General features: G+C 44.9%; 26 protein-coding genes and 1 tRNA gene. 19 read left to right on the top strand and 8 right to left on the bottom strand.

What is annotated here, in order from left to right; genetic code table 11:
* The first annotated feature begins 20 nt into the window (after positions 1-20).
* The 7 genes from yoaA to rnd all read left to right on the top strand — a co-directional run bounded on the left by yoaA (position 21) and on the right by rnd (position 7,775).
* Positions 21-1,949, top strand: coding sequence for a DNA repair helicase YoaA (gene yoaA, locus DUN60_RS09840; RefSeq protein ID WP_017079482.1), 1,929 nt, complete (start codon positions 21-23; stop codon positions 1,947-1,949).
* 59 nt (positions 1,950-2,008) lie between these two features.
* A complete protein-coding gene (gene tsaB / locus DUN60_RS09835; RefSeq protein ID WP_048615073.1) occupies positions 2,009-2,710 on the top strand; it encodes a tRNA (adenosine(37)-N6)-threonylcarbamoyltransferase complex dimerization subunit type 1 TsaB in 702 nt (233 codons plus the stop codon).
* Positions 2,711-2,801: 91 nt separating this feature from the next.
* Positions 2,802-3,107, top strand: a complete 306-nt coding sequence (locus DUN60_RS09830; RefSeq protein ID WP_017074520.1) for a hypothetical protein — start codon at positions 2,802-2,804, stop codon at positions 3,105-3,107.
* A gap of 39 nt (positions 3,108-3,146) precedes the next feature.
* Complete coding sequence (locus DUN60_RS09825) at positions 3,147-3,707, top strand: Slp family lipoprotein (protein ID WP_114633856.1); 561 nt, start codon at positions 3,147-3,149, stop codon at positions 3,705-3,707.
* Positions 3,708-3,754: 47 nt separating this feature from the next.
* Entirely contained in the window at positions 3,755-4,711 is a 957-nt protein-coding gene (locus DUN60_RS09820) for an alpha/beta hydrolase (RefSeq protein ID WP_054547194.1), read from the top strand.
* A 106-nt stretch (positions 4,712-4,817) separates the two neighbouring features.
* A complete protein-coding gene (gene fadD, locus DUN60_RS09815) occupies positions 4,818-6,512 on the top strand; it encodes a long-chain-fatty-acid--CoA ligase FadD (RefSeq protein WP_004734190.1) in 1,695 nt (564 codons plus the stop codon).
* A gap of 144 nt (positions 6,513-6,656) precedes the next feature.
* Entirely contained in the window at positions 6,657-7,775 is a 1,119-nt protein-coding gene (gene rnd, locus DUN60_RS09810; RefSeq protein ID WP_032500282.1) for a ribonuclease D, read from the top strand.
* 113 nt (positions 7,776-7,888) lie between these two features.
* Here the strand turns inward: rnd and minE are convergent, their stop codons facing one another.
* The 3 genes from minE to minC are packed head-to-tail and all read right to left on the bottom strand — an operon-like array spanning position 7,889 to position 9,655.
* Positions 7,889-8,152 (bottom strand): cell division topological specificity factor MinE, encoded by a 264-nt coding sequence (gene minE, locus DUN60_RS09805; RefSeq protein ID WP_010436847.1) that lies wholly within the window; start codon positions 8,150-8,152, stop codon positions 7,889-7,891.
* Between the two features lie 6 nt (positions 8,153-8,158).
* Entirely contained in the window at positions 8,159-8,971 is an 813-nt protein-coding gene (minD, locus tag DUN60_RS09800; protein WP_009848498.1) for a septum site-determining protein MinD, read from the bottom strand.
* Positions 8,972-8,992: 21 nt separating this feature from the next.
* A complete protein-coding gene (gene minC, locus DUN60_RS09795; RefSeq protein ID WP_017084080.1) occupies positions 8,993-9,655 on the bottom strand; it encodes a septum site-determining protein MinC in 663 nt (220 codons plus the stop codon).
* A 221-nt stretch (positions 9,656-9,876) separates the two neighbouring features.
* Between minC and DUN60_RS09790 the strand changes: the two genes are divergently transcribed.
* From DUN60_RS09790 to DUN60_RS09770, 5 genes are all read left to right on the top strand, one after another.
* On the top strand, positions 9,877-10,167 hold the full coding sequence (locus DUN60_RS09790) for a YcgL domain-containing protein (RefSeq protein ID WP_017079488.1): 291 nt from the start codon (positions 9,877-9,879) through the stop codon (positions 10,165-10,167).
* Between the two features lie 30 nt (positions 10,168-10,197).
* The gene (locus tag DUN60_RS09785) at positions 10,198-11,196 is read left to right on the top strand and encodes a lytic murein transglycosylase (protein WP_017079489.1); all 999 of its coding nucleotides are present in this window, start codon (positions 10,198-10,200) and stop codon (positions 11,194-11,196) included.
* Positions 11,197-11,366: 170 nt separating this feature from the next.
* Positions 11,367-12,287, top strand: a complete 921-nt coding sequence (locus DUN60_RS09780; protein WP_004734177.1) for a LysR family transcriptional regulator — start codon at positions 11,367-11,369, stop codon at positions 12,285-12,287.
* Between the two features lie 204 nt (positions 12,288-12,491).
* Complete coding sequence (locus DUN60_RS09775; RefSeq protein ID WP_102445067.1) at positions 12,492-13,691, top strand: NupC/NupG family nucleoside CNT transporter; 1,200 nt, start codon at positions 12,492-12,494, stop codon at positions 13,689-13,691.
* Between the two features lie 215 nt (positions 13,692-13,906).
* Positions 13,907-15,721 carry a cation:proton antiporter gene (locus DUN60_RS09770; protein WP_114633855.1) on the top strand — a complete coding sequence of 605 codons (1,815 nt, stop codon included), beginning with the start codon at positions 13,907-13,909 and terminating at the stop codon, positions 15,719-15,721.
* Positions 15,722-15,891: 170 nt separating this feature from the next.
* Here the strand turns inward: DUN60_RS09770 and folD are convergent, their stop codons facing one another.
* Entirely contained in the window at positions 15,892-16,749 is an 858-nt protein-coding gene (gene folD, locus DUN60_RS09765; protein ID WP_004734180.1) for a bifunctional methylenetetrahydrofolate dehydrogenase/methenyltetrahydrofolate cyclohydrolase FolD, read from the bottom strand.
* 210 nt (positions 16,750-16,959) lie between these two features.
* Between folD and DUN60_RS09760 the strand changes: the two genes are divergently transcribed.
* Positions 16,960-17,036: transfer RNA gene (locus tag DUN60_RS09760), tRNA-Arg, on the top strand.
* A gap of 113 nt (positions 17,037-17,149) precedes the next feature.
* Here the strand turns inward: DUN60_RS09760 and DUN60_RS09755 are convergent.
* Positions 17,150-17,653: a GNAT family N-acetyltransferase gene (locus tag DUN60_RS09755; protein WP_114633854.1), complete on the bottom strand. Its 504-nt coding sequence runs from the start codon at positions 17,651-17,653 to the stop codon at positions 17,150-17,152.
* Between the two features lie 297 nt (positions 17,654-17,950).
* Between DUN60_RS09755 and aroC the strand changes: the two genes are divergently transcribed.
* Positions 17,951-19,036: a chorismate synthase gene (gene aroC / locus DUN60_RS09750; protein WP_004734182.1), complete on the top strand. Its 1,086-nt coding sequence runs from the start codon at positions 17,951-17,953 to the stop codon at positions 19,034-19,036.
* A 108-nt stretch (positions 19,037-19,144) separates the two neighbouring features.
* On the opposite strand, the gene DUN60_RS09745 is transcribed toward aroC, so the two are convergent.
* Positions 19,145-19,768 carry a trimeric intracellular cation channel family protein gene (locus tag DUN60_RS09745; RefSeq protein ID WP_114633853.1) on the bottom strand — a complete coding sequence of 208 codons (624 nt, stop codon included), beginning with the start codon at positions 19,766-19,768 and terminating at the stop codon, positions 19,145-19,147.
* 299 nt (positions 19,769-20,067) lie between these two features.
* Between DUN60_RS09745 and DUN60_RS09740 the strand changes: the two genes are divergently transcribed.
* The 3 genes from DUN60_RS09740 to DUN60_RS09730 all read left to right on the top strand — a co-directional run bounded on the left by DUN60_RS09740 (position 20,068) and on the right by DUN60_RS09730 (position 21,581).
* Positions 20,068-20,598: an elongation factor P hydroxylase gene (locus DUN60_RS09740; protein ID WP_102413737.1), complete on the top strand. Its 531-nt coding sequence runs from the start codon at positions 20,068-20,070 to the stop codon at positions 20,596-20,598.
* A 9-nt stretch (positions 20,599-20,607) separates the two neighbouring features.
* Positions 20,608-20,871: a YfcL family protein gene (locus DUN60_RS09735; protein WP_004734185.1), complete on the top strand. Its 264-nt coding sequence runs from the start codon at positions 20,608-20,610 to the stop codon at positions 20,869-20,871.
* 188 nt (positions 20,872-21,059) lie between these two features.
* On the top strand, positions 21,060-21,581 hold the full coding sequence (locus tag DUN60_RS09730; protein WP_017111158.1) for an NADPH-dependent FMN reductase: 522 nt from the start codon (positions 21,060-21,062) through the stop codon (positions 21,579-21,581).
* Between the two features lie 221 nt (positions 21,582-21,802).
* Here DUN60_RS09730 and mnmC read toward each other — a convergent pair whose 3' ends face one another.
* Positions 21,803-23,878 carry a bifunctional tRNA (5-methylaminomethyl-2-thiouridine)(34)-methyltransferase MnmC2/FAD-dependent 5-carboxymethylaminomethyl-2-thiouridine(34) oxidoreductase MnmC1 gene (mnmC, locus tag DUN60_RS09725; RefSeq protein ID WP_208638340.1) on the bottom strand — a complete coding sequence of 692 codons (2,076 nt, stop codon included), beginning with the start codon at positions 23,876-23,878 and terminating at the stop codon, positions 21,803-21,805.
* Between the two features lie 128 nt (positions 23,879-24,006).
* On the opposite strand from mnmC, the gene fabB reads away from it, so the two are divergent.
* Positions 24,007-25,218: a beta-ketoacyl-ACP synthase I gene (gene fabB / locus DUN60_RS09720; RefSeq protein ID WP_017074539.1), complete on the top strand. Its 1,212-nt coding sequence runs from the start codon at positions 24,007-24,009 to the stop codon at positions 25,216-25,218.
* A gap of 167 nt (positions 25,219-25,385) precedes the next feature.
* On the opposite strand, the gene DUN60_RS09715 is transcribed toward fabB, so the two are convergent.
* Complete coding sequence (locus tag DUN60_RS09715) at positions 25,386-25,673, bottom strand: hypothetical protein (RefSeq protein ID WP_114633851.1); 288 nt, start codon at positions 25,671-25,673, stop codon at positions 25,386-25,388.
* Positions 25,674-25,721: 48 nt separating this feature from the next.
* Between DUN60_RS09715 and DUN60_RS09710 the strand changes: the two genes are divergently transcribed.
* Positions 25,722-26,855 carry a 4-phosphoerythronate dehydrogenase gene (locus DUN60_RS09710; protein WP_114633850.1) on the top strand — a complete coding sequence of 378 codons (1,134 nt, stop codon included), beginning with the start codon at positions 25,722-25,724 and terminating at the stop codon, positions 26,853-26,855.
* Positions 26,856-26,867 lie beyond the last annotated feature (12 nt).

Raw genomic sequence — 26,867 nt, 5'->3', positions numbered from 1 at the left:
TTTTCTAAACCACGTACTCTATGATATCTAAAACGTTTTCTGCTGATGGTGCTCTGGGTAAAGCGATCCCTGGGTTTCAACCACGACAAGCTCAGCTGGATATGGCTGAAGCGGTCTCACAAGCCATTGAGCAACAAAGCCAACTGGTTGTTGAGGCGGGGACAGGTACCGGCAAGACGTTTGCTTACCTCGTGCCAGCGCTGCTAAGTGGCAAGAAAACTATCATCAGTACGGGGTCTAAAAACCTTCAAGAGCAGTTGTTTCATCGTGACTTACCATTAATGGTTGATGCGCTTGGCTTTTATGGTCAGGTTGCCCTGCTGAAAGGTCGTTCAAACTATTTGTGTTTAGACCGCTTGAGCCGCCAGATGATCGAAAGTCATGGCACTCATACCGATCCAACATTGTTAGCGCAGTTGGTGAAAGTGCGCAGTTGGTCTTCGGCGACTCAAACTGGTGACTTAGGCGATTGTGATGACATTGCTGAAGATAGCCCAGTTATTCCAACTATTACCTCAACCAACGACAACTGCTTAGGTAAAGAATGCCCAAGCTACACCGATTGCTTTGTGCTGAAAGCGCGCAAAAAAGCGATGGATTCGGATGTGGTCGTAGTAAACCACCATCTGTTTCTTGCGGATTTAGCGATTAAAGAAACCGGGTTTGGTGAGCTTATTCCAGAGGCTGATGTGTTTATCTTCGATGAAGCGCATCAACTTCCAGATATCGCCAGTCAGTACTTTGGACAATCAGTATCAAGCCGACAAATCCAAGAACTAGCTAAAGACATTGAAATTGCTTACCGCACTGAAGCCAAAGACATGCGTCAGTTGCAAAAGGTTGGCGAGAGGCTAATTCAATCAGCTGCTGACCTACGTATTGTGCTCGGCGACACAGGATTTCGCGGTAACTGGCGTGAGGCGTTGAAGTCAGAGTCGATTGCAAGAGAGCTAGTACGTTTACAAGATGCGTTGCAGCTTGCAGTCGATGTATTGAAATTAGCATTGGGTCGAAGCCAGTTATTAGACACGGCTTTTGAACGTGCCACTATGATCAAATCGCGCATTGAACGTGTGTGTGATGTGTCGATTACCGGTTATTCCTATTGGTATGACACCACGCCTCGACACTTTGCTTTGCACATCACGCCTCTTTCGGTTGCCGATAAATTCCATGAGCAGATTGAGCTGAAACCGGGTGCCTGGGTGTTTACCTCTGCAACTTTGGCTGTGTCGGATGATTTTGACCATTTTACTTCTCGATTAGGGTTAAAACCGTCAGCACAGTTTTCACTGCCAAGCCCCTTTGATTATCCAAATCAGGCGCGTTTGTGTGTGCCTCGCTATCTTCCCGAACCAAATAGCCCGGGCTTAGCGGATAAGCTAGTAAGAATGTTGACCCCTGTAATTGAGCAAAACCAAGGTCGCTGTTTCTTCTTGTGCACCTCACACAGCATGATGAAAGAGTTGGGGGAGCGATTCCGTGAAACGCTCTCGGTTCCAGTTCTGTTACAAGGTGAGACAAGTAAGCAAAAAACCTTAGCCGAATTCATGGAATTAGGTAACGCATTGCTGGTAGCCACTGGCGCCTTCTGGGAAGGTATAGATGTTAGGGGCGACGCATTAAGCTGTGTTATCATCGATAAATTACCCTTTACCGCCCCAGACGACCCGTTACTTAAGGCTCGAATCGAGGACTGTAAGCTAAAAGGGGGTGATCCTTTTGCACAAGTGCAGTTACCAGACGCAGTGATTACCTTGAAACAAGGTGTTGGCCGATTAATACGTGATAAGCGTGATAATGGCGCTTTGATTATTTGCGATAACCGCTTGGTAACCCGCGATTACGGTGGTGTGTTTTTGGCGAGTTTACCGCCTATCCCACGTACCCGTGACTTAGGGATTATTAAAGAATTCTTAGCTAAAGACCATTCAACCGCTGCTGAGTAATTGGCATTGTTGAGTTTAGCCATTATTTTTAGATTAGATAACGAATATTTGAGACACGAATGAGCGCGAAAATTCTTGCAGTAGATACCGCAACTGAAAACTGTTCAGTTGCACTAGTAATGGGTGACCAGGTGTTCGCACGTAGCGAAGAGGCTCCTCGAGACCATACGAAAAAAATTCTACCTATGGTTGATGAAGTACTGAAAGAAGCGAATGTCGCTTTAACCGATATTGACGCAATCGCGTTTGGCCAAGGCCCAGGCAGTTTCACGGGTGTGCGTATTGGTATCGGTATTGCTCAAGGCTTAGCTTTTGGTGCTGATTTACCGATGATCGGTGTGTCTACACTGGCAGCGATGGCGCAAGGCAGCTACCGTAAATTTGGTGAAACTCACGTAGCAACAGCGATTGATGCTCGCATGAGTGAAGTATACTGGGCTCGTTACAGCCGTGAACAAGATGGTCGTTGGACTGCAGTTGATGCTGAGTGTGTTACACCACCAAGCGAATTGGCTGCGCAGCTTGAAGCGGATTCTGAGACATGGGCAAAAGTCGGCACAGGGTGGGAAGCGTATGCAGAGCATATGGACACACTAGCGATCAACACCAAAGCGTGTGAAGTGCTGTTCCCAGAAGCTCAAGATATGGCGTTCCTTGCTCAATTTGCTTATGCAGAAGGCAAAGCGGTTGCAGCTGAAGAGTCTGAGCCAGTTTACCTGCGTGACAAAGTGACGTGGAAGAAACTGCCAGGTCGCGAGTAAATACGTATTATTTTGGTTCTGCATTCACTTTGCAGAGCCAAAATTAAAACAGATACAAAATCATTAAAATTAGGTACAAAATTCCTTAAGCATGGTTTCAATAAACGGCTTACCTCCTTCTTCGATAGGCAACACATCCAAAACCAATCGAACCAATAAAAAGAACGAGGTAAAAAAAGGCGATGCAAAAACCTCAGTTGGTCAGCCAACTAAGGTCGCGAATGCTGTCTCGCATTCCATTCGCCAAGTCAAAGAATCTGAGATTCACAAAGCTCAGGTTCAATATGATCTTCCAGAAGGGCGTGGACGACGTGCGATGGAAGAGTATATGGATGTGATGAATCAAGCTAAAAAAGAGGAACTTGCGAAGCTTATTGGGGTCGATATTTATATCTAGCTTTGTGCTTTTATTTATCCTGTTCTAAGGACCAGCATTATGTTTTCTCTCATTTCTAAATCTCGCTTATTTTTCCTTGTCGCTTTCTCTTCTATGGTGATGGGCTGCTCCTCTTTGCCTGAAGAGCTTAATGCAAATTCTGAACAAGTCGTGACGGACTACCAAGAGTGGGTAAACACAGTGCCAGACGCTGGTGATGTTCGCTTAGGTGGTGTGATTGCCAAGGTGACAAACTTACAAGATAAGACTCGTGTTGAAGTGGTTAACATGCCGATCTCAAGCAGCGGTAAGCCAGATATTGATGCCGAGCCAAAAGGGCGCTTTGTTGGTTACATTGATGGTTACGTAGAACCTTTGAGCTTTGCTGAAGGCCGTTTAATCACCTTGGTTGGAACATCAAATGGCACTGAAGATGGCACCGTTGGTGAATATCCTTATACCTTCCCAGTCATGAATGTCTACAACCAACGCTTATGGCAGATCACCGAGCGAGTGGTCATCAACGACTTTGCGCCAACCTATTACTCTTGCCGCAGTTTGCATTGTCGCAGCTTTCAAACCATGCCTAAGTCAGGTCGTGTGATTCAAGATGTGGAATAGTCGAACCTGAGATCGACACACTAAACGATAGGGACACCATACAATCAATGATTGAAAAGTCATATTCCCTTGCGAGCGGGACGCTTGCAACACAACAGATTGGCAACCCGAAAACGACCGCAACGACGGTCGTTTTTGTTCATGGTTGGCTAGATAATTCTGCAAGTTTCACTCAGGTTATGCCGCAAATAGCCAAGCTTTCTCCAGATACTCACCTCGTTGCTATCGATCTCTTCGGACACGGTTTCTCGTCGCATAAGCCGGGGAGTTATTACCCATTTCACGACTATATTGATGATTTGCATCAGTTGGTGACTAAATTATCGCCAAACAGACTGGTACTGGTAGGACATTCACTTGGTGCATTGATCGCAAGTTGCTATAGTGCCGCCTTTCCTGAAAAGGTGTCAGGATTAATTCAAATTGAAGGTCATGGACCTCTTTCAGAAGCTCCCCACGAAACAGTCTCTCGTTTGAGAGATGGGGTACTCAGTCGTCTTCGACAGCGAAGAAAGCCTTCACGTCCTCTGGCAAGTCTTGAGGATGCTATTAAGCTGAGAGCTCACGCCAATCAAATCAAAGCAGAACTCATTGCTCCTATTGTTGAACGAGGAATCGTTGAGCTAAGTACTGTTGATCGAGCTGTTGTTGCTAAAGTTGCTTTTGAGGAAGCGACAGTAGATCAAGCTGCTTTTGATCAAACGACTGTAGCTCAAGGTAGTGCCGAGTTTGATAACTCTTGGCAATGGCGATGCGACCCTAACCTAAAATGTGACTCGTTATATCGAATGTCACAAGCGCATGCTGAAGCGATCATGGCGGCTATTGAATGCCCTCAATTAATAGTTTTAGGGAATGATGGATTCCGACATTTGCAGCATAATCGCTACAAATCAGCCCATAGTTCTCTGAATATAGAGACTGTTCCTGGCGGACATCATTGCCATTTAGAGAGCCCAGAGCTAGTTTCAGAGCTAATTCTTGGTGTAGTTAACAAAATTTAAACAAGTGTTTGAGCCTTTTAGTGCTCATGCACTAAAGCTGTGCTGTAATACCGCAATGATAAAAAGCGGCGAAGCAGTCGTCAGCTGATAAACGAGGAGTAACATAGTGGACAAACCTTGGCTTTCACGTTATCCAAGTGACGTACCAGAGACGATCAACCCAGATCAGTACCCATCTCTTATTGAAATGTTCGAACAGTCGGTACAGAAGTACGCAGACCAACCAGCATTCGAGAACATGGGGTCTATCATGACATTCCGTAAGCTTGAAGAGCGCAGTCGTGCTTTTGCTGCTTACTTGCAGAATGATCTAAAACTGAAGAAAGGCGATCGTGTCGCGCTTATGATGCCAAACTTGCTGCAATACCCAATTGCACTCTTTGGTGTACTGCGTGCAGGTATGATTGCAGTGAACGTCAACCCACTGTACACGCCTCGTGAACTTGAACACCAACTGAATGACTCTGGCGCAAAGGCGATTGTTATCGTTTCTAACTTTGCGAGCACACTAGAGAAAGTTGTTGATAAAACTCCGGTTAAACACGTTGTACTAACCAGCTTGGGGCAAATGTTGCCACGAGCGAAAGGTACGATTGTCGACTTCGTAGTGAAATACGTAAAAGGCATGGTGCCTAAGTACGATCTGCCGGGTGCTATCTCATTTCGAAAAGCACTGCATAAAGGCCGTCGCCTACAGTACGTTAAGCCATTTATGGCTGGCGATGACATCGCATTCCTACAGTACACGGGTGGTACAACGGGCGTAGCGAAAGGCGCAATCCTAACGCACCGCAATATGATTGCGAACGTACTTCAAGCGAAAGGGGCATATAGCCCTGTTCTGCAAGAAGGCCGTGAATTAGTCGTAACGGCACTGCCGCTTTACCACGTGTTCGCACTGACTGTGAACTGCTTACTGTTTGTTGAGATGGGTGGTCGTAACCTTCTGATTACTAACCCTCGTGACATTCCTGGCTTTATTAAAGAGCTGCAAAAGGTTCCATTTACCGCGATTACTGGCGTAAACACCTTGTTCAATGCGCTAGTCAATAACGAAGATTTCCACGAGTTGGATTTCAGTAATATGCGTTTATCTGTTGGCGGTGGTATGGCGGTTCAACGCGCTGTTGCTGAGCAATGGAAGAAAGCGACAGGTGTCCACCTACTTGAAGGCTATGGTTTAACCGAATGTGCTCCTTTGGTTACGGGTAACCCATATGATCTGAAAGACTACACAGGTGCAATCGGCCTACCAGTACCTTCAACAGAAGTTCGTATTGTTGATGATGAAGGTAAAGTGGTTGGTAATGACCAAGTGGGTGAATTGCAGGTTCGTGGTCCTCAAGTGATGCAAGGCTACTGGCAACGTCCAGAAGCGACCAAAGAAGTGATCGACCAAGACGGTTGGTTATCGACTGGTGATATCGTTAAGTTTGATGACGAAGGCTTGTTGTACATCGTAGACCGTAAGAAAGACATGATTCTAGTGTCGGGCTTCAACGTTTACCCGAACGAGATTGAAGACGTAGTGGCTCTGCATGGCAAAGTGTTAGAAGTTGCGGCTATCGGCCAACCTCATGAAGTGTCTGGTGAGCTGGTTAAGATTTACGTGGTAAAACGTGACCCTAGCCTAACCAAAGAAGACATTATCGCGCACTGTCGTGAACACCTAACTGGCTACAAGATCCCTAAATTGATTGAGTTCCGTGAAGAACTACCAAAAACCAATGTAGGCAAAATCTTGCGCCGAGTGCTTCGTGAAGAAAACGACGCAGAGCTTGCCAAACGCGCAAGCGAGTAACGAGCTCATTTACGAGAAGATGATGCACCACAAGCCATAGCAGCGCTTAATCTAAGCGAGCGCTGAAAAATGGTGTTAGAATGCCGACAGTTAATGTCGGCATTTTTGTATCCGGCGATCAAAGTAAAATCAGTGAGAGTTTTTGTGGATTATCAAATCATTACCCAAGTTAAAGACCTTGAGCGAGTTTGCCAACAAGCACGTGAAGCCGATGTTGTTATGCTTGATACAGAGTTCGTTCGTACAAGAACCTATTACCCTCAATTAGGCTTAATTCAGTTATTTGATGGTGAAACGCTGTCACTGATTGATCCTATTGCTCTTGATGAAATGACCCCGTTTGTTGGGCTGTTGAAAGACACTTCAGTACTGAAAGTGTTACATGCGTGTGGCGAAGATCTAGAAGTATTCCAGAACGCATTTGGCTGTACGCCAACACCAATGGTTGATACGCAGATCATGGCAGCCTTCTTAGGTCATGGTCTTTCAACTGGCTTTGCGGCTCTAGTTTCTGAGTTTGTAGGTGTTGACCTAGATAAGAGTGAATCTCGTACTGACTGGCTAGCGCGTCCGCTTTCTCAAAAGCAACTCGACTACGCAGCGGCAGACGTTCACTACTTGATGCCAATGTACAACAAGCTTCTCGAAAAAGTGATGGAAGCAGGCTGGTGGGAAGCGGCGCAACAAGAGTCTGATTTACAAGTGGCTAAGCGCATTCGTAAAGCCAACCCAGACAATGCTTACCTTGATATTAAAGGCGCGTGGCAGCTAAAACCTCAGCAGTTAGCGATTTTAAGACCTCTAGCAACTTGGCGTTTAAAAGAAGCGATTAAGCGTGATTTAGCGTTGAACTTTGTCTTTAAAGAACAAGACCTATGGGCCGTAGCTCGATTCGCAATGAAAGATCCTAAGCATATGGAGCAGGAAGGGTTTGATTACCGCTCTGTACGTCGCCATGGCGCGAAGATCAGCTCAATCGTGAAATTGGCTGAGCATACGCCAGAAGAAGAGTACCCAGCGCCAGTAGAACGTCTAATGGACTACCCAGGTTACAAGCAACTCTTCAAAGTGCTGAAAGATGAAGTGAAAACCGCATCACAACACAGTGGTTTAGCGACTGAGTTTTTGGCATCGAAGAAGCAACTTAATCAAGTGTTAAGCTGGATTTGGAAGTACGATCGTAATCCAGAGAAGCTGCCTGATGTAATGCAAGGTTGGCGTCTAGATGTCGTTGGCGAGAAGCTAAATAAAGCAATCAAGTAACTTTAGTTTTGTAGTAAGCAACGAATGCTTTAGAGATAAAAGTTTCAGACACAAAAAAGAGAGCCTAGGCTCTCTTTTTTATTGAGTATTGATAAGCACAGCTCAGGCTCTACTTATCGATCTTCTTCTGGAAGCTTAACGTTCAGCTCTAATACTGAGATGTCGTCATCTTTATGTTCGAATGTCAGATCAACCATTGATGGATCGACTTCAACGTACTTCGCAATACACTTCAAGATGTCTTCTTTCAGTTGCGGCAAGTATGACGGTGCAGGGTCGTCATGGCTGCGTCGCTCGGCAACAATGATCTGCAAACGCTCTTTGGCTAGGTTTGCGGTTGTCTTTTTCTGTGGTCTAAAAAACTCTAATAATGACATTGCGTATTAGCCCCCGAACAGTCTTTTGAAGATGCCTTTCTTCTGTTCCGTTAAGAAACGGAAGTCCACTTGGCTACCCAGTAGTCGCTCTACAGTATCATTGTAAGCCATACCTGCGTCGGTTGCTTCGTCAAAGATAACCGGAACACCCTTGTTTGACGCGTTCAGTACTGCTTGGCTCTCTGGAATCACACCCAGTAGAGAGATGTGCAGAATTTCTTCAACGTCTTCAACACTTAGCATCTCACCTTGAGTTACACGCGCTGGGTTGTAGCGAGTCAATAGAAGGTGCGTTTTCACTGGCTCTAATCCGTCTTCTGAACGACGAGATTTAGAATCAAGAATACCTAGAATTCGGTCTGAATCGCGTACAGAAGAGACTTCAGGGTTAGTCGTTACAATCGCTTCATCAGCGAAATACAACGCCATCAGAGCGCCTTGCTCGATACCCGCCGGAGAATCACAGATGATGAAATCAAAGCCCATTTCATCCAATTCATCAAACACACGACGAACGCCATCTTTTGTTAGTGCGTCTTTGTCACGAGTTTGAGAAGCAGGAAGAATGAACAGGTTCTCTGTACGCTTGTCTTTGATCATCGCTTGGTTCAGCGTCGCTTCACCATTGATAACATTAACGAAGTCGTACACAACACGACGCTCACAACCCATGATTAAATCTAGGTTACGCAGACCGATATCAAAGTCGATGACTGCGGTTTTCTTCCCTTTTAAAGCCAGACCTGAGGCAATAGCTGCACTGGAGGTCGTTTTGCCTACCCCGCCTTTACCCGACGTTACAACGATAATGCGTGCCATTCTGTTTTCCTTTTATTTCTCTTATATTGCGAGGACATCAACGTGTAATACATCGTTTGCCATACTGAACATGGTTTTCTTCTGCCAGTACTCGCTTTCAATTTGATCGCTGAGCCAGTAATTTCCTGCAATGGAAACCAGCTCGGCTTGTAAATCATTACAAATTATTTTTGCTTCAGTTTGACCACTTGCACCTGCAATTGCACGACCGCGTAGCGTGCCATGAATGTGGATGCTGCCATCGGCAATCACTTCTGCACCTGCACTTACGTGGCTAAGAATCAGCAAATCACCATCTTTCGCATACACCTGCTGACCAGAACGTATAGGGGTTCTCACCACCTTTATCGGGGCCATCTTCGCCGGAGCTTGAGAAGGAGATTTACTTGCTGTCATCACAGCAAAACCTGCATCTCTGGCTAGGTTTTGCATGCGTTTATCTGAACAGCCAGCCACACCAACCGGGATCATGCCCGCTTGAGATATACCATTTTTCAGTTGCACGAAATCTATATCGCCCGCGACTTTGCTAATGTTGATAACAACCGGCGCAGCTGCGAAAAAAGTGGGTGCCTGGTCTACCTTCTCTTGAAGAAAAGACACTGCATTTTCGACTTGATCATCGGATAAGTGCAAAACAGATAGCGTGAAACTGCTACCTTTTAGATCTGGGTTACTAGACATCGAAAAACTACAGGACCTCAATAGCGGATTGGTACAATTTCTTTATCAATAAAATAAAGGGCATTGCCTGAAACTAGGTTTATCATGTTATATTCCCAAACCAAGCACAGCAAGTAATCTTGTTGTCAAATGAACGTTTTGTTCCCAATATTTCCCTAACATAAACTATTGATCTCGCAAGTGAGAGTTTTGTAGTCATAAACATTTAAAAAAGGTTTGTCATGCTGTGTTCTATATATAAAAGTTCAAAGAAAGAAGGAACATACCTTTATATCCCTAAGAAGGATGATTTTTCACAAGTTCCTGACGCATTGATGCAAATGTTTGGTAAACCTAGTTTTGTAATGGTAATTAAAATGGACGGCCGTAAACTGGCTCAAGTGAACATCGATAAAGTGAGAGAATCACTGAACACCGATGGTTTCTTTTTGCAGGTTCCGCCACCACCAGTTAACGAACTTGAGCTTCATAAAGAGCGTAAAGCTCAAAATAAAGGTCAAGACGAAGAGTGATAGCCACCTCAATTCAAGGAGGAGTGATCGTTGAGTAAATTTTCGAAAACCATATTGGCTGTGTCGGCATTACTATTGGGTAATAGCCTGACCATTGGCTCGGTTCAAGCTGAAGAGCTTAGCTTTGAGCAATATGTAGAAAAACTAAAGCAACAAGGTCGTGAAGAAGGTATTTCTGAAGCGATCATTGATGAAGCTTTTGATGGTGTGACGTTTAAGCCAAGAGCGGTAAAAGCCGACAAAAACCAACCTGAAAAGAAACTGACTCTGGATGAATACATTCCACGTGCGGTTCCTGACTGGAAAGTGAAGCAGGCGAGATCACTCTATAAGAAACACTACACAGCGTTAAAGCGTATTGGTGATGAATATGGTGTTCAACCAAGATTCATTGTCGCTCTATGGGGTGTAGAGAGTAATTTTGGTAAGTTCACGGGGAATTACAGTGTTATTGATGCTCTAACAACCATGGCTTATGAAGGTCGCAGAGAAGCCTTCTTCCGTAGCGAAGCGATGGCGGCATTGAAGATACTTGATCAAGGCCATATTGCACCAAAAGAGATGAAAGGCTCTTGGGCTGGCGCGATGGGGCAACCTCAGTTTATGCCTAGCTCATTTTTAGCTTACGCCGCTGATGGCAGTGGTGATGGCAAGAAAGATATTTGGGGTACTGAAGAAGACGTGTTTGCTTCGGCGGCGAATTATCTCAGCCAATCGGGTTGGGATGACAAATATACTTGGGGGCGTCAGGTTCACGTTCCATCAACCGTGTCTATTGAGATGCAAGGTCGAGACGAAGACAAAGCGAAATACCTAAAAGAGTGGTCTGAACTTGGTATTAAGCGTTATGACGATCGCCCACTGCCTACACTTGATGAAGATATCAAAGCTTGGTTGATAATGCCGGACGATGAAACGGGTCGTTCGTACCTCATTTACAACAACTACAATGTGTTAATGAAGTGGAATCGTTCTTATTACTTTGCGTTGGCGGTCAGCCACCTAGCCGATAGAATTAAGTTTGATTAATCGACCTAATTTGATTAATAGACTCAATCTGATTAATAGAACTAGGTCGCTTTGAATAGCATTTAGCCTACTATAGGCAGAACAGATTAAAGGACTCTTCGGAGTCCTTTTTATTTTATATTTCATATATTTAAGAAGGTGGTTTTGTGCTAACAGATAGAGCCGCACAGATGGTGATATTCCATGCGTTAATCAAGCATGAAGGCTTTACCAGTGCAGCAAAAAGCTTGAATGTGTCGGTATCTCACATCAGTAAACAAATTGCTTTGCTCGAGGATTCGATAGGTATCAAGTTAGTGCAAAGAACCACACGCAGCCTTACGTTAACCGAAGCTGGAGAAGTGTTCTATCAGCATTGTGAGCAGCTGTTCAATACGGTGAAAGCGGCTCAAATGGACATGGATAGCCAGCGTGACGACATTTCTGGAATATTCCGTATAGGCTTGTCTCAGTCATTTGGCACACTGCATATCATTCCAGCGATTGACCAGCTTAGACAGCTTTACCCTCAGCTGAGAATTGAAGTGCATTTGTTCGATTACAAAGTGGACATGATTGAGGAGCGCTTGGATCTCTGGATCACTAACAATGAAGACTTGCCTGAAGGTTACATTGCGCAGCGTTTAGCAGATAGCCAGTTTGTGGTAGCCGCATCACCGGATTATCTGATTAAGGCAGGGACTCCACACGTGCCATCTGATCTGATTGACCATAACTGCCTTATCTACCGCAGCCGTGAACGTGATTACACGTCATGGGCATTTGATAACGGCCAAGAAAATCTCAGTGTTAAAGTGGCGGGCGATTACTCGGTGGATTTGGCTGAAGCGGTACGAGACGCGGCAGTATCAGGTTGGGGCGTTGCTTACCTAGCGACTTACTTAGTCAAAGAAGAGTTTAGAACGGGCAAGCTCATCCAAGTTTTACCGGAATGGCGAGCGAGTCAGCTGATGCCATTCTATGCCGTGTATCCGAGTAGAAAGAACATGCCGAAGAAGCTTTCAGCAGTGATTGAGTTCATCAAAGATCATATCGGATCGCCGACTTATTGGGACAAAAACCTCAAAACTTGCGTTGAACTGCACCGCTAACTGTTTCCCAATCTATAAATATAATTTCCATATGGAAAAAGTTTGTTTTTTAATCAAAGTTAATTATTAAAATTCAATTACTTAGTGAAATTCACTATTAAAGAGTGATTCAACCAACATCACATTAACAACCTCAACTTGCCGCAAACGATTTCCTCTATAGAATGCGTCGCCTTTCCTACCTACAACTTTAGGTTGACGCACATGGCTTCCCTACTTGGAATTATCACTATTTTAGTAACCGCTTGGTTACTATCTACGGACAGAAAAAATATCCCGCTAAGAACAGTCTCTTTGGCTTTCTTACTGCAAATCTCATTCGCCCTACTGGTTCTGTATGTGCCAATGGGTAAAGAAGTGCTGAATGCAGCCACTGGTGCAGTGTCTAGCTTGATCAACTACGGTCAAGAGGGGATTAACTTCCTATTTGGTGGCCTAACGAATAACGGATTTGTATTCGCTATTAACGTTCTCGGCATCATTATCTTTTTCTCTGCATTGATTTCAGGTTTGTATCACATCGGCTTTATGCCAAAGGTGATCAACCTAATCGGCGGTGCTTTGCAAAAGTTCTTAGGTACAGGCCGTGCGGAGTCACTGTCTGCTACTGCGAATATTTTTGTTGGCATGATCGAAGCGCCATTGGTGGTTAAACCTTACTTGAAGCACATGACGGATTCACAACTGTTTGCCGTCATGGTGTGTGGTTTGGCTTCTGTAGCTGGTGGCACGCTAGTCGGTTATGCATCGCTTGGTGTTGATTTGAACTACCTGATCGCTGCGGCATTCATGTCTGCTCCTGCTGGTCTATTGATGGCCAAGATTTTGGTACCAGGTAATGCAGATGAGGCTCAAGAAAATATTGAGTCTGACGTTGAAATTCCACGAGCAACAAACGTAGTTGAGGCAATGGCAGATGGGGCTATGTCTGGACTTCGTATTGCCGTTGCAGTGGGTGCGACACTTCTGGCCTTTATCAGTGTGATAGCAATGCTGAATGGCTTGTTAGGTATTGTTGGTGGCTGGTTCGGCGTAAACCTAAGCTTCGAACTTATCCTAGGTTATGTGTTCGCACCCGTTGCATGGCTGATCGGTGTGCCGTGGTCTGAGGCTGTGGTTGCAGGCTCGCTGATCGGTAACAAGATCGTTGTGAACGAGTTTGTGGCTTTCATCCAGTTAATGGACGTAAAAGACGCACTGAGTGAGCACTCAAAAGCGATCGTTACTTTCGCGCTATGTGGTTTTGCCAACATCTCTACGATGGCCATTTTGATTGGCGGTTTGGGCAGCTTAGTTCCAGAGCGTCGTTCTTTCATCTCACAATACGGCTTTAAAGCAATTTGTGCGGGTGTGCTTGCCAACCTAATGAGCGCAGCGATTGCCGGCGTGGTGCTTTCTCTATAAGTAATCATTGGTGACTTATAAGCACTTTCTAACTGGGCCATAACCACCCAGTTAGCTAATCGTGGCTTTGCTCTCCCTATAGTAAAGTGACTGATTAACCACAATAATATTCGCTTAGTATGATAAAGAGAGCCTATAGTGTAAGAACGTAGGCTTTCTTATTTTAGTGAATAAGTTTGTACCACAGGGTGTGGTACAAATGTTTAGGGGCACAAATGGATTTGTCGATCACTTCTTCTTTGGCGTTAATTGGACTCTTGTCCTTGGCTTGTCAGCTACTTGGTTGGCGTTTGCGTCTTCCCGCTATTCTTCCTTTGCTTATCGTTGGCCTGCTATTAGGTCCCGGTCTCAACATCCTTAATCCTGATGCCATTTTTGGTGATGTACTGTTCCCGTTGATTTCATTAGGGGTCGCCATCATTTTGTTTGAAGGTGCATTGACTCTTAATTTCAAAGAAATCAGAGGCCATGGCCGCATGGTGACTCACTTAGTGAGTTTCGGCATGTTGATTACATGGGCGTGCATCGTGGTGGGGGCTTATTATTTTGTCGATTTCAGTTGGCCATTGGCGGCGTTGTTTGCTGCATTAGTCGTGGTGACCGGCCCAACGGTGATTGTTCCCATGCTGCGCAGCATTCAACCCAAATCTTCGCTAGGCAGTATCTTGCGCTGGGAAGGGATAGTGATTGACCCGATTGGCGCTCTGTTTGCCGTTCTCGTTTACGAATACATTGTCTCTTCAGCCGATCCTACAAGCCATGTTCTGTCGGCGTTGGGGCTGACTTTAGCCATTGGTTTGGGCTTAGGGATCATCGGTGGCTATTTGATTGCCAAGATGCTGCAAGGGCATTGGGTTCCACATTATTTGCGTAACGTGGCGGTCCTGACATTAATGCTGACGGCGTTCTCTTTCTCAAATGATCTGAGTGAAGAGTCCGGTTTATTAACCGTGACCATCATGGGTATCTGGCTCGCCAATGTGAAAGGCTTGGATCTCGAAGACATTATTGAATTCAAAGAAACCCTGACTGTGTTACTCATCTCTGCGTTGTTTATTCTGTTAGCGAGCAGGCTTGATTCGGGGACTTTCCTCTCAATAGGTTGGGGTGGAATTGGCTTATTAGCGGTCGTCATGCTGGTGGCTCGTCCTCTGAGTGTGTGGATCAGCGGGATCGGCACGGATCTTACTTCAGCAGATAAATGGTTTTTGAGCTGGATGGCGCCTCGCGGGATCGTTGCTGCCGCGGTTTCTTCTCTGTTTGCAATCAAGCTTCAAGAGAAGCAATTAATCGAAGGGGCAGATTTACTGGTGCCAATGGTGTTCTTGGTCATTATTGGTACAGTAGTGATTCAGAGCCTAACCGCGAGTTGGTGGGCGAGAAGGCTGGGTGTGACTCAAGAGAAGGCACAAGGGGTTATTTTCTTTGGTGCGACTCATTTTTCACGTCAGTTTGCCAAAGTGCTGGCGACACACAACATCAACAGTGTGCTTGCTGATACCAACTGGGAGAGCATTCGCTTAGCGCGCATGGACAACTTGAATGTCTATTTCGGTAATCCAGCTTCGAGCCATGCTGAAAATAATCTGGAATTGGATGGGATAGGGCGTGCCATGATTGTATCGCCTTATCGTCAAACCAACCCACTAGTCAGTATGCACTATCAAGATGAGTTTGGTGAGAATAAGGTGTTTGAACTTGAATCCTCAGAAAATAAACATGAAAGGCATCAGGTGAGCCGTGATGGCAATAGAAGCCTGTTTTCCGAAGGGGTTACCTATTCCAAACTTAACTCCTTGATGGCTCAAGGCAGCCAAATTAAGAGCACGGGTTTAACCGAGGCGTTTGACCTTAATGAGTTTAATGCCCTGTACCCTAAAGCGATTCCACTTGGCGTGATTAATGATGGTGATTTTCGCTTAGTGACACAAGGCTCTGAATTGGAAAAACTCATATCAACGGAGTGTCAGGTCATTAGTTTATTGCCACCTTTGGGAGAGATTGAAGGTATCGATACTCCAGATAAGTAGTGAGTGCTCTGTATTTAAAGCGAGTCGCTTTGTATCAAAAACGAATAGCTCAGTATCAAAAAAGCCGCAACGTTTTCACGCTGCGGCTTTCTAATTTTGCTCTAGCTTATTTTACTCTAGGGCGAGGCAATTCATGCCGCTGGTATTACTACCTAAGCTGTCATTGCGGACTATTTCGAGTGGAATTGCTCACAAGCGATCATAGTATTCTCGATTAGGCTTGCCACTGTCATTGGACCAACACCACCTGGAACTGGTGTGATGAAGCTTGCGCTTTCTTTAGCCACATCGTATTCAACGTCGCCAACGAGCTTGCCAGATTCCAAACGGTTGATACCAACATCGACCACAACAGCACCTTTCTTAATCCAAGCACCAGGAATGAAGTTAGGCTTACCAACGGCAACCACAACAACGTCTGCTTGACGTACGTGACCTTCAAGGTCTTTGGTGAAGCGGTGGCATGTTGTTGTCGTACAACCTGCTAGAAGCAGTTCTAGAGTCATTGGGCGACCAACAATGTTTGATGCGCCTACAACAACCGCGTGCTTGCCGCGTAAATCGATGTTGTAACGGTCAAGCAGCGTGATGATGCCTTTAGGCGTACAAGAGCGTAGCTTAGGCATACGCTGAGCCAAACGGCCTACGTTGTATGGGTGGAAGCCATCAACGTCTTTTTCAGGTGTGATACGCTCAAGAACGTGAGTAGTATCGATACCAGCAGGCAAAGGCAGTTGAACTAGAATGCCATCAATCTCTGGGTCTTCGTTGAGTTGATCGACTAGCGTTAGCAATTCATGTTCGGTGGCAGTTGCTGGTAAATCAAAAGATTTCGAGACGAAACCAACTTCTTCACACGCTTTGCGTTTACTGCCAACGTAAACCTGAGATGCCGGGTCTTCACCCACTAAAACAACCGCTAGGCCCGGAGCACGCAATCCAGCTTGAGTACGAGCTTTTACACGTGCCGCTACTTCAGAGCGAACCGTTTGAGAAATTAGCTTTCCATCAATATTTTGAGCAGTCATGAATTTCCTTAGTATTGATATTCAAGTTAGTGGCTGATGTTTTGGCGCATTATTCCAGAAAATCTTTTTGATTACCATCAAGCAAACGTTTGCTTTGTTCTATTTTCCAACACTTATAATCTTATTGCCCTTTTTTTACTCACTTGGATCAGAATGTTAGATAAAGCCGTTGCTTTACTGATTCGAATTCGTATAATCCTTTCCTGTAGCGCGCCCTTAGCTCAGCTGGATAGAGCACCTCCCTTCTAAGGAGGTGGTCGAAGGTTCGAATCCTTCAGGGCGTACCACTATTTAAAGAAACCCGATAACTCCCTGAGCTGTCGGGTTTTTTGCATTTCAGAACGACTTAATCTTTCAATACCGTGTTGTGTCTTTAGGTGTCTTTGTCTTTCAGTTTTTGCTAAACGGCAACGAGCTGTGGGGTATATCTAAGGCCTAGCATACTGCATCCATCTTCCAAGTAATGATCGGTCACTACGTCGAAACCGAACTTACCATAATAGTCTTTAAGATGAGCTTGTGCCGAAATAAAAATTGAGCAATCAGGGTAAATCTTCCGAGTGGCATCAAAACTCACTTGCATGAGCTGGTTACCTATCTGTTTACCTCGGTATTCTTTCGCTACGATCACTCGCCCGATACAAACATCATCTGCATCAGAATCGAGCAAAGGGAGAACATCTACGGGGTATCCAAGCTTCTGAGCCATAATTCGGCTGTAAGCCACTAGGTGTCCGTTCTCATAACCCATGATGTGATAGGTCTCTGGATGGTTATCTTTGCCGTCTAGGTCACTATAGGGTGTGTTCATATCCACGATAAAAATATCGACTCTTTGCTGTAAGAAATCATAGAGCTCTTGAACAGACAGGTCCGCAAATTTTTTAACTTTCCACTCGATCATCACTTTTCTCCTAATTATTTTGGGCTACAACATAGAGAGTATTCAAACCGAGTTCATTAACCTTTGTTAACTGGCCATGAAACTATTCAAAATCACCACTTTAAAGCGCCACTCATTTTCCCTCGTTATTCATTTCATTCGGCTTATGTAATAGAAAGTTAAAATTGTTCGTTTTTTGGGGTTTACATCATTTAGTAATAAAGCCACTATGAATTCACGAAGAATAGACAAGTAAAGCTATTAGCTGGTTGGTTTAGGAATCAAACCTTCTGAGTGATGGCTGATTTAGAGGAAGTAATGGCAGGAAACAGTATCGGACAACATTTCCGCGTGACTACGTTCGGAGAAAGTCACGGTATCGCACTAGGATGTATCGTAGATGGATGCCCACCAGGATTAGAAATTACCGAAGCAGACCTTCAAAGAGATTTGGACCGTCGTCGCCCTGGTACTTCTCGTTATACAACGGCTCGCCGTGAAGCGGATGAAGTAAAGATTTTATCAGGTGTATTTGAAGGCCAAACTACGGGCACTTCTATTGGTCTATTGATTGAAAATACAGACCAACGCTCTAAAGACTATTCCGAAATTAAAGACAAATTCCGCCCTGGTCATGCTGACTATACCTACCATCAAAAGTACGGTGTACGTGATTACCGTGGCGGCGGTCGCTCTTCTGCTCGTGAAACTGCAATGCGTGTAGCGGCAGGTGCAATTGCGAAGAAATACCTGAAACAAGAATTTGGTGTTGAAATCCAAGCTTACCTTTCTCAAATGGGCGATATCTCAATTGATAAAGTGGATTGGAATGAGATCGAAAACAACGCGTTCTTTTGTCCAGATGCCGACAAAGTGCCTGAGTTTGACCAACTGATTCGTGACCTGCTAAAAGAAGGCAACTCGATCGGTGCGAAGATTCAAGTGGTTGCGACTAAAGTGCCTGTAGGCCTTGGTGAGCCAATATTTGATCGTTTAGATGCTGACATTGCTCACGCTCTAATGAGCATTAATGCGGTGAAAGGTGTTGAGATTGGTGATGGCTTTGATGTCGTTAATCAACGCGGTAGTGAACACCGTGATCCATTAACTCCAGAAGGCTTCAGCAGCAACCATGCTGGCGGTATCTTGGGCGGTATTTCTACTGGCCAAGATATTGTGGCGAGCATTGCGCTTAAACCAACATCAAGCATTACTGTTCCTGGTGACACGATCACTAAAGACGGTGAAGCAACGCAGTTAATCACTAAAGGTCGTCACGATCCATGTGTGGGTATCCGTGCGGTGCCTATTGCTGAAGCGATGCTGGCTATCGTGCTGCTTGATCACTTGCTACGTCACCGTGGTCAAAACTTTGGTGTGACAACAGAAACGCCAAAAATCTAGTTCTGCTTCGTTTTATTCAGAACAGATTTGAAACTGATTTGATAGAAACCAAAAAGGGTTGCTTCGTAATGAAGCAACCCTTTTTATATTCTGCGTCATTGAGAATATCTAATGTACAGAGTTTTCTGGATCAAGCTGGAACGAAGGCAAGCGCCATTTGAATCTTACGGCCGCCATACGCAGCAAGTAACCAACCACAAGCGTAACAATCGTTGCGGTTACGTCGTTAACGCCAAGCTCAAGCAAACCTAGGTATAAACCTGAAGCGACAAGGGCGACAGATGCATACAGCTCTTCATGCAGAACCAATGGTGTTTGACGGCAGATAAGATCGCGCAACAGGCCACCGAACACGCCAGTTACCAAGGCAGATACCATACAGATCATTGGGTGCAGGCCCATGGTCATCGCGACTTTAGTGCCAATGATACTGAACACGATAAGACCTAGAGCATCTAAACGAATGAACAAGCCTTTTAGCTTGATTACCCATTTAGCCAGTCCTGTTGTGATAACACCCGCGATACAGGTGATCGCCAGATATTGTGGGTTTTCAACCCAACCTAAAGGGTAATGACCGAGTAAGATATCTCGTACTGTACCGCCGCCAATTGCCGTTGCACTTGCAACCAACATTACACCAAACCAGTCCATTTTTTGTTTGCCAGCGCTGAGAGCGCCGGTCATGGCTTCTGCCGTGATGCCAATGATATACAAAACACTTAGTAGCATTGCTGTAGCTCTATAATTTAGGTCTATAAATTGGAGTCTTATAGGCCATAGGGATATAAAAATGAAGCGCGAGTGTAGTAGTAAAAACGCTGATTGACGAATGAATATTTGTACCGTGAATAGGCATTTCAGATTAGCTAAACTAATCATTCACCTCAAAATGGTGTAATCTGGGATCAGCAATCGATTGTCATCGTAAAGTATTATGATGAACCTAATGTCATTGCCAGTGATAGGGCTTTACCGAGCGCTTAAAAAAACGCAAAATGCCCCAGTTCTTTTTATTTAAATTTGATCTTATGACGCACCAATACCCAGATATCATCGACATTTTCAATCAAACCTTTTTCGAGAGCTTTAATACCAAGCTAGAACTGGGAGCGGACGAGCCTATTTACCTGCCAGCCGATGGGGAGGTTTCTCATCACCGTATCGTATTTGCTCGCGGCTTTTACGCGTCAGCACTTCACGAGATAGCACACTGGTGTGTGGCTGGTCCTGAGCGTCGTTTATTGGAAGATTTTGGTTACTGGTATGAGCCTGATGGCCGAACTGAGTCGGTTCAAGCTGAGTTTGAAAAAGTAGAAATTCGCCCGCAAGCGTATGAATGGATCATTGCGACCAGTGCAGGCTTTCCTTTTAATGTCAGCTGTGACAATCTACACGGCGATTTTGAGCCAGATCGTTTGGCCTTTATGAATAAAGTACATAGCGAAGTCATGGGTATCTTTGAAGCTGGCCTTCCGCCTCGCGTAAAAATGCTCTCTGAAGCATTGCGCAGCTTCTACGATGTAGAACCTTTATGTGCTAGCCAATTTATTGTGAAATAAGAGAATATTATGATTATCGAATTTGAAGAAAAACTACTTGAAGTAATTGATGCTCGCATTGAAAACGCATCAGATGATGAACTGTTTGCTGGTGGTTACTTACGTGGTCATATTTCTCTTTCAGTGGCTTCATGTGAAGAAGACGGCATTGAAGACGTAGCAGAAGTAAAATTGCGTATTGAGAAGAGCCTAGAAGACGCGCGTTCTGAATTGACGCCAGCTGATCGCACGATCGTTAATGACCTTTGGGTTGAGCTGCAAAACCAAGCATAACCTTAGTCGTTTAGCATTATTCGTCTACCGTAATTCGTTCATTACTCTTCCTCCTCATTTTTGAGCGAACCAATAATTTGAGACTCATTCGAATTTTTTGAATGAGTCCGTTCATTTCTTGTGATGGTTCCATTTTCTGACTACGTTATTCTAATCCCACTTAACAGAATCACAGAAAAGGTCACATCATGAAAGTTATCGCATTCGGCGCAAGCACCAGCTCTACCTCTATCAACAAAACTCTAGCAACTTACGCAGCAAACTTGATTGAAGGTGCTGAAGTAAAAGTCCTAAACATCAACGACTACAACGTGCCTATGTTCAGTGAAGACACTGAAAAAGAGATTGGCCAAGCGGAAGGCGCTCAAGCATTCTTGCGTGACTTAGCAGAAGCGGACGCATTTGTTATCTCTTTTGCTGAGCACAACGGTCATTATCCAGCAGCGTACAAAAACCTATTTGACTGGGCGACACGCATTGAGCGTTCAGTATTTGGTGAGAAGCCGGCGGTTTACTTAGCGACATCTCCGGGCCCAGGTGGTGCGCAGACGGTACTTGGCGCAGCTACAGGCTCAGCGCCATACTTTGGCGGTAACGTTAAAGCATCACTTTCAGTGCCTAGCTTCTACGATAACTTTGATTTTGAGTCAGGTTCAATCAGCAATGAAGAGATTGCCGCTCAAATTAAAGACGCGATTGCTAAGCTGTAAAAGCGGAAAGTAAAGCGAATAGCTGCAAAATAACGTGCTGCTCTAGAATAAGAAGCAGCGACGTAAACAAGATTGAAAAAACAAAGCCCGAGCATTGAGATATGCTCGGGCTTTTTGTTTGGGTCGAATTAGGGTGTGTTGACCTTTCGCTGCAAAAATCAGCTCGTAAGATCAACACGGCCTAATACTTATTTGAATATTTAGACCTAGTCTAGAATCGACTAGTCCGCACTGGCTTGTTTCGTTGAAACCCAGCCTTCTGTTAACGCTTTGCCTTTGCGTAATCTTCTAATCCACATTCGACTTGGATGAATGGCTTCGAGCACACCAACCGGAAGAGGTAGAGGATCGCCACAAATTTGTGAGGCTAAGACTTCTGCTAAAAGAGGGGTCGAGCTCAAACCACGTGAGCCTAAACCAATAAAACAGAACAAGTTCGGATAGCTGGTAACAGGTTCGATACCGTCGATAGCATCACGCTGCGGATTAAAGTTGTGCAGATTCTGATATTGCTCTTTGATGGATTCAAAATCGCCAACATTACCGACGAATGGTAGGTGATCTCGACTCACGCTACGGATACCTTGGCGTGCTAAGTTACCACTGGTATCGACATCTTTGGTCCACGCTTGTTCTGGTAGCGACCCGTGTAAACGCTCGCCATTATGTTGCTGAACCTCAATATCAAACTCTTTATCGATATTGGTTTTATCGTAATTCGCGCCAATACAATGGTGGCCGTTATTTGGATTCTGTGGCGTTAAGTAGCCATCAAAACACAACACTGTTTTTAGCTGGCTGAGATTTTCTGTAGTCGGGATATGACTCACTTGCCCTTTAACTGGCGTCAGAGGTACGGGACGAGTTTGTTCAAATTGGGTGAACTTGTGTCCATTCGCGACAACCACTTGGTCGTGCTTAGTTTGAATTTCACCTTGAGGTGTATCAATCGTTAGTAGCCATTGTTGCTCTGCTTCTAACCACTCAAGTTGTGTCACTTGGTGTTGATAGTGCGCGCTTACTTGGTTGGCCTCTTCTAACTTACCAATCAAACCTTGAGTAAGCTGAAGAGGGCTTAACCAACCACCCAGTGGGAAGTAAACACTCTCTTTATCAACCGGTAAGCCAATCTTTTCGTTCGCTTGTTCGGGCGTCAAGCGCTGAATCAAGTCTGTGTGGAAATTGCCTTCCAACATGCGGTTGAGCTTTTTAGTTGAGCCCTCATCCCACATCAAAATATTCACGCCACACCATCTGTGATCAAAGTTCACCGATTGTGCTGCTTGATTGATAAATTGGCGGGCAAACAACAAGCCTGGGCCAAATATTCTTGAAACATTGGATGTCGCTTCACTGAGTAGCGGATAAATCGCACCTTGATTGTTGCCAGAGGCATTGCCCGCTGCTTGTGGGTGTTCACAGTAAAGGGTGATGTTTTTACCACGGCGGCTTAGCGTTTTGGCTAATGCAGCACTGGCAACGCCACCGCCAATAATGGCGATATCTTGTGAATCACTGTGTTGAGCTAGGCCATACCAAGGTTTGATGTTGGTATGAGCGTGCTTCTTGTCAAGGCGGCCAGCAATCATTTCACGCTTAGTACCAAAGCCTTTGACTTTTTTCATCGCAAAGCCAGCTTCGATTAAACCGCGGCGAACAAAACCAGCGGCGGTAAACGTTGCACAGCTGCAATCTTGTTTTGCCAGTTTGGCCATGCCGTTGAATAGGTTTTGATTCCACATTTCTGGGTTCTTACTTGGCGCAAAGCCATCTAAGAACCAAGCGTCAACCAAACCTTCACGTGGGGTTGGTACGTTAGGCATACAATCTTTAATATCGCCAAACCACAAATCAAGCGTGATTGTACCGTCGCCTAGCACAATGCGGTGACATTCAGGCAGAGCGATAGGGTAGTGCTCTTGGAGTTGCGTCGCATACTCGGCTAATTCAGGCCACGATTGATGTGCTTTGATGAGATCCTCTTTATTTAAAGGATATTTTTCAAAACTGATGAAATGTAACTCTTTGGTCATCGCTTGTGGGTTATCTTTAATAAAAGTATCGAACCATTGCCAGACCGCGAGAAAGTTCAAACCTGTACCAAAACCGGTTTCAGCAATCACAAAACGGCGTTGTTGATGTTCAACCCAACGCTTTGGAAGGTGGTTTTGTTTTAAAAAGACGTAGCGAGTTTCTTCTAAACCGTTAACATTGGAGAAGTAAACGTCGTCAAATTGGTCTGAAACTGGCGTGCCAGACTCATTCCATTCCAGTTCTGCATTAGTAATTGAAGTCATAAAATCTATCATTTTGTGATTTGAAGCGATATGTTGGTAGGGATTGTACGAATTTCTAGGAAAGCTGACCACTTTTGTTAGGCTTCTTAGTTATCATCTAGCTGAATTTAGAATTATAGGAATGTCACATGAAACGAGTCGTAATCACCGGTATGGGTATTGTTTCAAGTATCGGTAACAACGTCGAAGAAGTTTTAGCATCACTGAAAGAGGGTAAATCAGGTATTACCGCTTCAGAGCAGTTCAAGGAAAATGGCTTGCGCTCTCAAGTTTGGGGTAACCTAAAAATGAACCCTGCTGACCATATTGATCGCAAAAAAATGCGCTTTATGGGTGATGCAGCGGCATTCGCTTATCTTTCAATGGAGCAAGCAATTGCTGATTCTGGTTTAACAGAAGATCAAGTATCTAATGACCGCACGGGTATCGTTGCGGGTTCAGGTGGTGCTTCATCTCTAAACCAAGTAAACGCAGTAGACATCATCCGTGAAAAAGGCGTGAAGCGCGTTGGTCCATACATGGTTCCACGTACAATGGCTTCTACGGTTTCTGCTTGTCTAGCAACTCCTTTCAAAATCCGTGGTGTGAACTACTCTATGAGTTCTGCATGTGCGACTTCTGCACACTGTATTGGTCACGCAATGGAGCTTATCCAACTTGGTAAGCAAGACGTAGTATTCGCTGGTGGCGGTGAAGAGCTTGATTGGTCTCTGACTATGATGTTCGACGCAATGGGCGCACTTTCTACTAAGTACAACGACACTCCAGAATTGGCTTCTCGTACCTACGATGCTGACCGTGATGGTTTCGTTATCTCTGGTGGCGGCGGCATGCTAGTTATCGAAGAGCTTGAGCACGCAGTTGCTCGTGGCGCAAAAATTTACGGTGAAATCGTAGGTTACGGCGCGACTTCAGATGGCTACGACATGGTTGCTCCTTCTGGTGAAGGCGCGGTTCGTTGTATGAAGATGGCAATGCAAAACGTTGATGGCGTTGACTACGTGAACACTCACGGTACTTCAACTCCTGTGGGTGACGTTAAAGAACTTGGCGCAATCCAAGAAGTCTTTGGCGGCAACAGCCCAGCAATCTCAGCAACGAAAGCGATGACTGGTCACGCTCTAGGTGCGGCTGGTGTACACGAAGCAATTTACTCAACGCTAATGCTAGATAACGGCTTTATTGCACCTAGCATTAACGTAGCAAACCTAGACGAAGCAGGCGCAGGCCTAGACATCGTAACTGAAACCCGTGAGCAAGAGCTAACGACAGTTATGTCTAACAGCTTTGGTTTCGGCGGTACGAACGCAACGCTAGTAATCAAAAAATACCAAGGCTAATTGAAGCTAAGGTTAAATTAATAAAGGTTAATCGTTAATGGGTGACGTGAGTGCAGACTCAACACGCATAGGTTGCCCACTAACCATGACCAACAGAACAAAGCTTTTTAAATGTAGGTTTTATACGTGTTTTTTTGAACATGACTTTTTAAATCTGGGTTTAGAAATTAAAAGGTTTCCAGAGCTTGACCAGTAGTGACTTTGGTTAGTACTGGTTGAACAGACGCAAGACTCTGTCTCCTGGAGAGCGAGATAGGATCCTTTTGTTCTGGATGTTTGCCCGATTGTTTATTCAATCGGGCATTTTTCGTTTTAGTCTTCTGACTTTTGCTTTTTGATTTTAGGTATTGGTTCTTATTTCTGTTCTTGTTTGTGCAGACTAGGCGATTCAGCCCTTTATTTATAATGTATTCCAATTGCGACTCGACACCGTGTGTGGAATTTTGCACAATCATTTCAATTCACATTTAAGGTCGACAGACCCCAACGAAAGTACCTTCCCAATGAAAATCTTAATCGATGAAAATATGCCTTATGCTGAAGCGCTTTTTAGCCAGCTAGGTGAAGTGACAATGAAGTCCGGTCGAACGCTAACCGCTGACGATCTTGTTGACGTAGATGCTCTGATGATTCGCTCCGTTACTAAGGTCAATGAAGCGCTGATCAGCAAAGCGAACATGCTCAAGTTTGTTGGAACCGCAACGGCTGGTATGGATCACGTTGACCAAGAATTGATGAAAGAGCGTGGCATTTTCTTCACCGCAGCCCCAGGCTGTAACAAGGTGGGTGTGGCTGAGTATGCGTTCAGCGCGATGATGGTTCTTGCACAGCAGCAAGGCTTCTCTGTTTTCGATAAAACGGTCGGTATTATTGGCTGTGGTCAAGTGGGCAGTTATTTAGCGAAGTGCCTTGAAGGCATTGGCGTTAAAGTATTGCTGAACGATCCTCTAAAACAACAAGAGGGTGATACTCGCGAGTTTACGGAATTAGAGACACTGCTTGAGCAGTCAGACGTGATCACTCTGCATACGCCAATTACTAAGACGGGTGAGTTCCCAACACATCACTTGATCAATGATCAAGTGCTGAACAACTTACGTGCTGATCAAATTTTGATTAATGCAGCTCGTGGCCCAGTTGTTGATAACCAAGCGTTAAAAGCTCGCCTGCAAAAAGCCGATGGTTTTACTGCCGTTCTTGATGTGTTTGAGTTTGAACCTGAAGTCGATTTTGAGCTGCTTCCACTGCTTGCTTTTGCAACTCCTCACGTAGCGGGCTACGGTTTAGAGGGTAAAGCACGTGGTACTACGATGATCTTCAACAGTTATTGTGAGTTCTTGGGGACAGAGCTGCGAGCTTATGCAAGCGATCTTCTGCCGACAGCCCCAGTGCCTCAAATGAAATTAGATAGAACTTGGGATGAAGCAACACTGCACAATTTGACTCAGTTGATCTATGATGTGCGCAAAGACGACGCCTTATTCCGTCGCAATATCTCTACGCCGGGTTCTTTTGACAAGATGCGTAAAGAATATTGGGACCGTAGAGAGTACAGTGCAGTCGAGTTAACGGGCGACGAATCTTGTAATTTAACGCCGTTATCTAAACTCGGTTTTATGGTAAAGCCAACTTTATAAAAGAGAGAAACA

Source organism: Vibrio splendidus (assembly GCF_003345295.1).
GTDB lineage: Bacteria > Pseudomonadota > Gammaproteobacteria > Enterobacterales > Vibrionaceae > Vibrio > Vibrio splendidus_K.
This window is presented reverse-complemented; position numbering and strand designations above follow the sequence as displayed.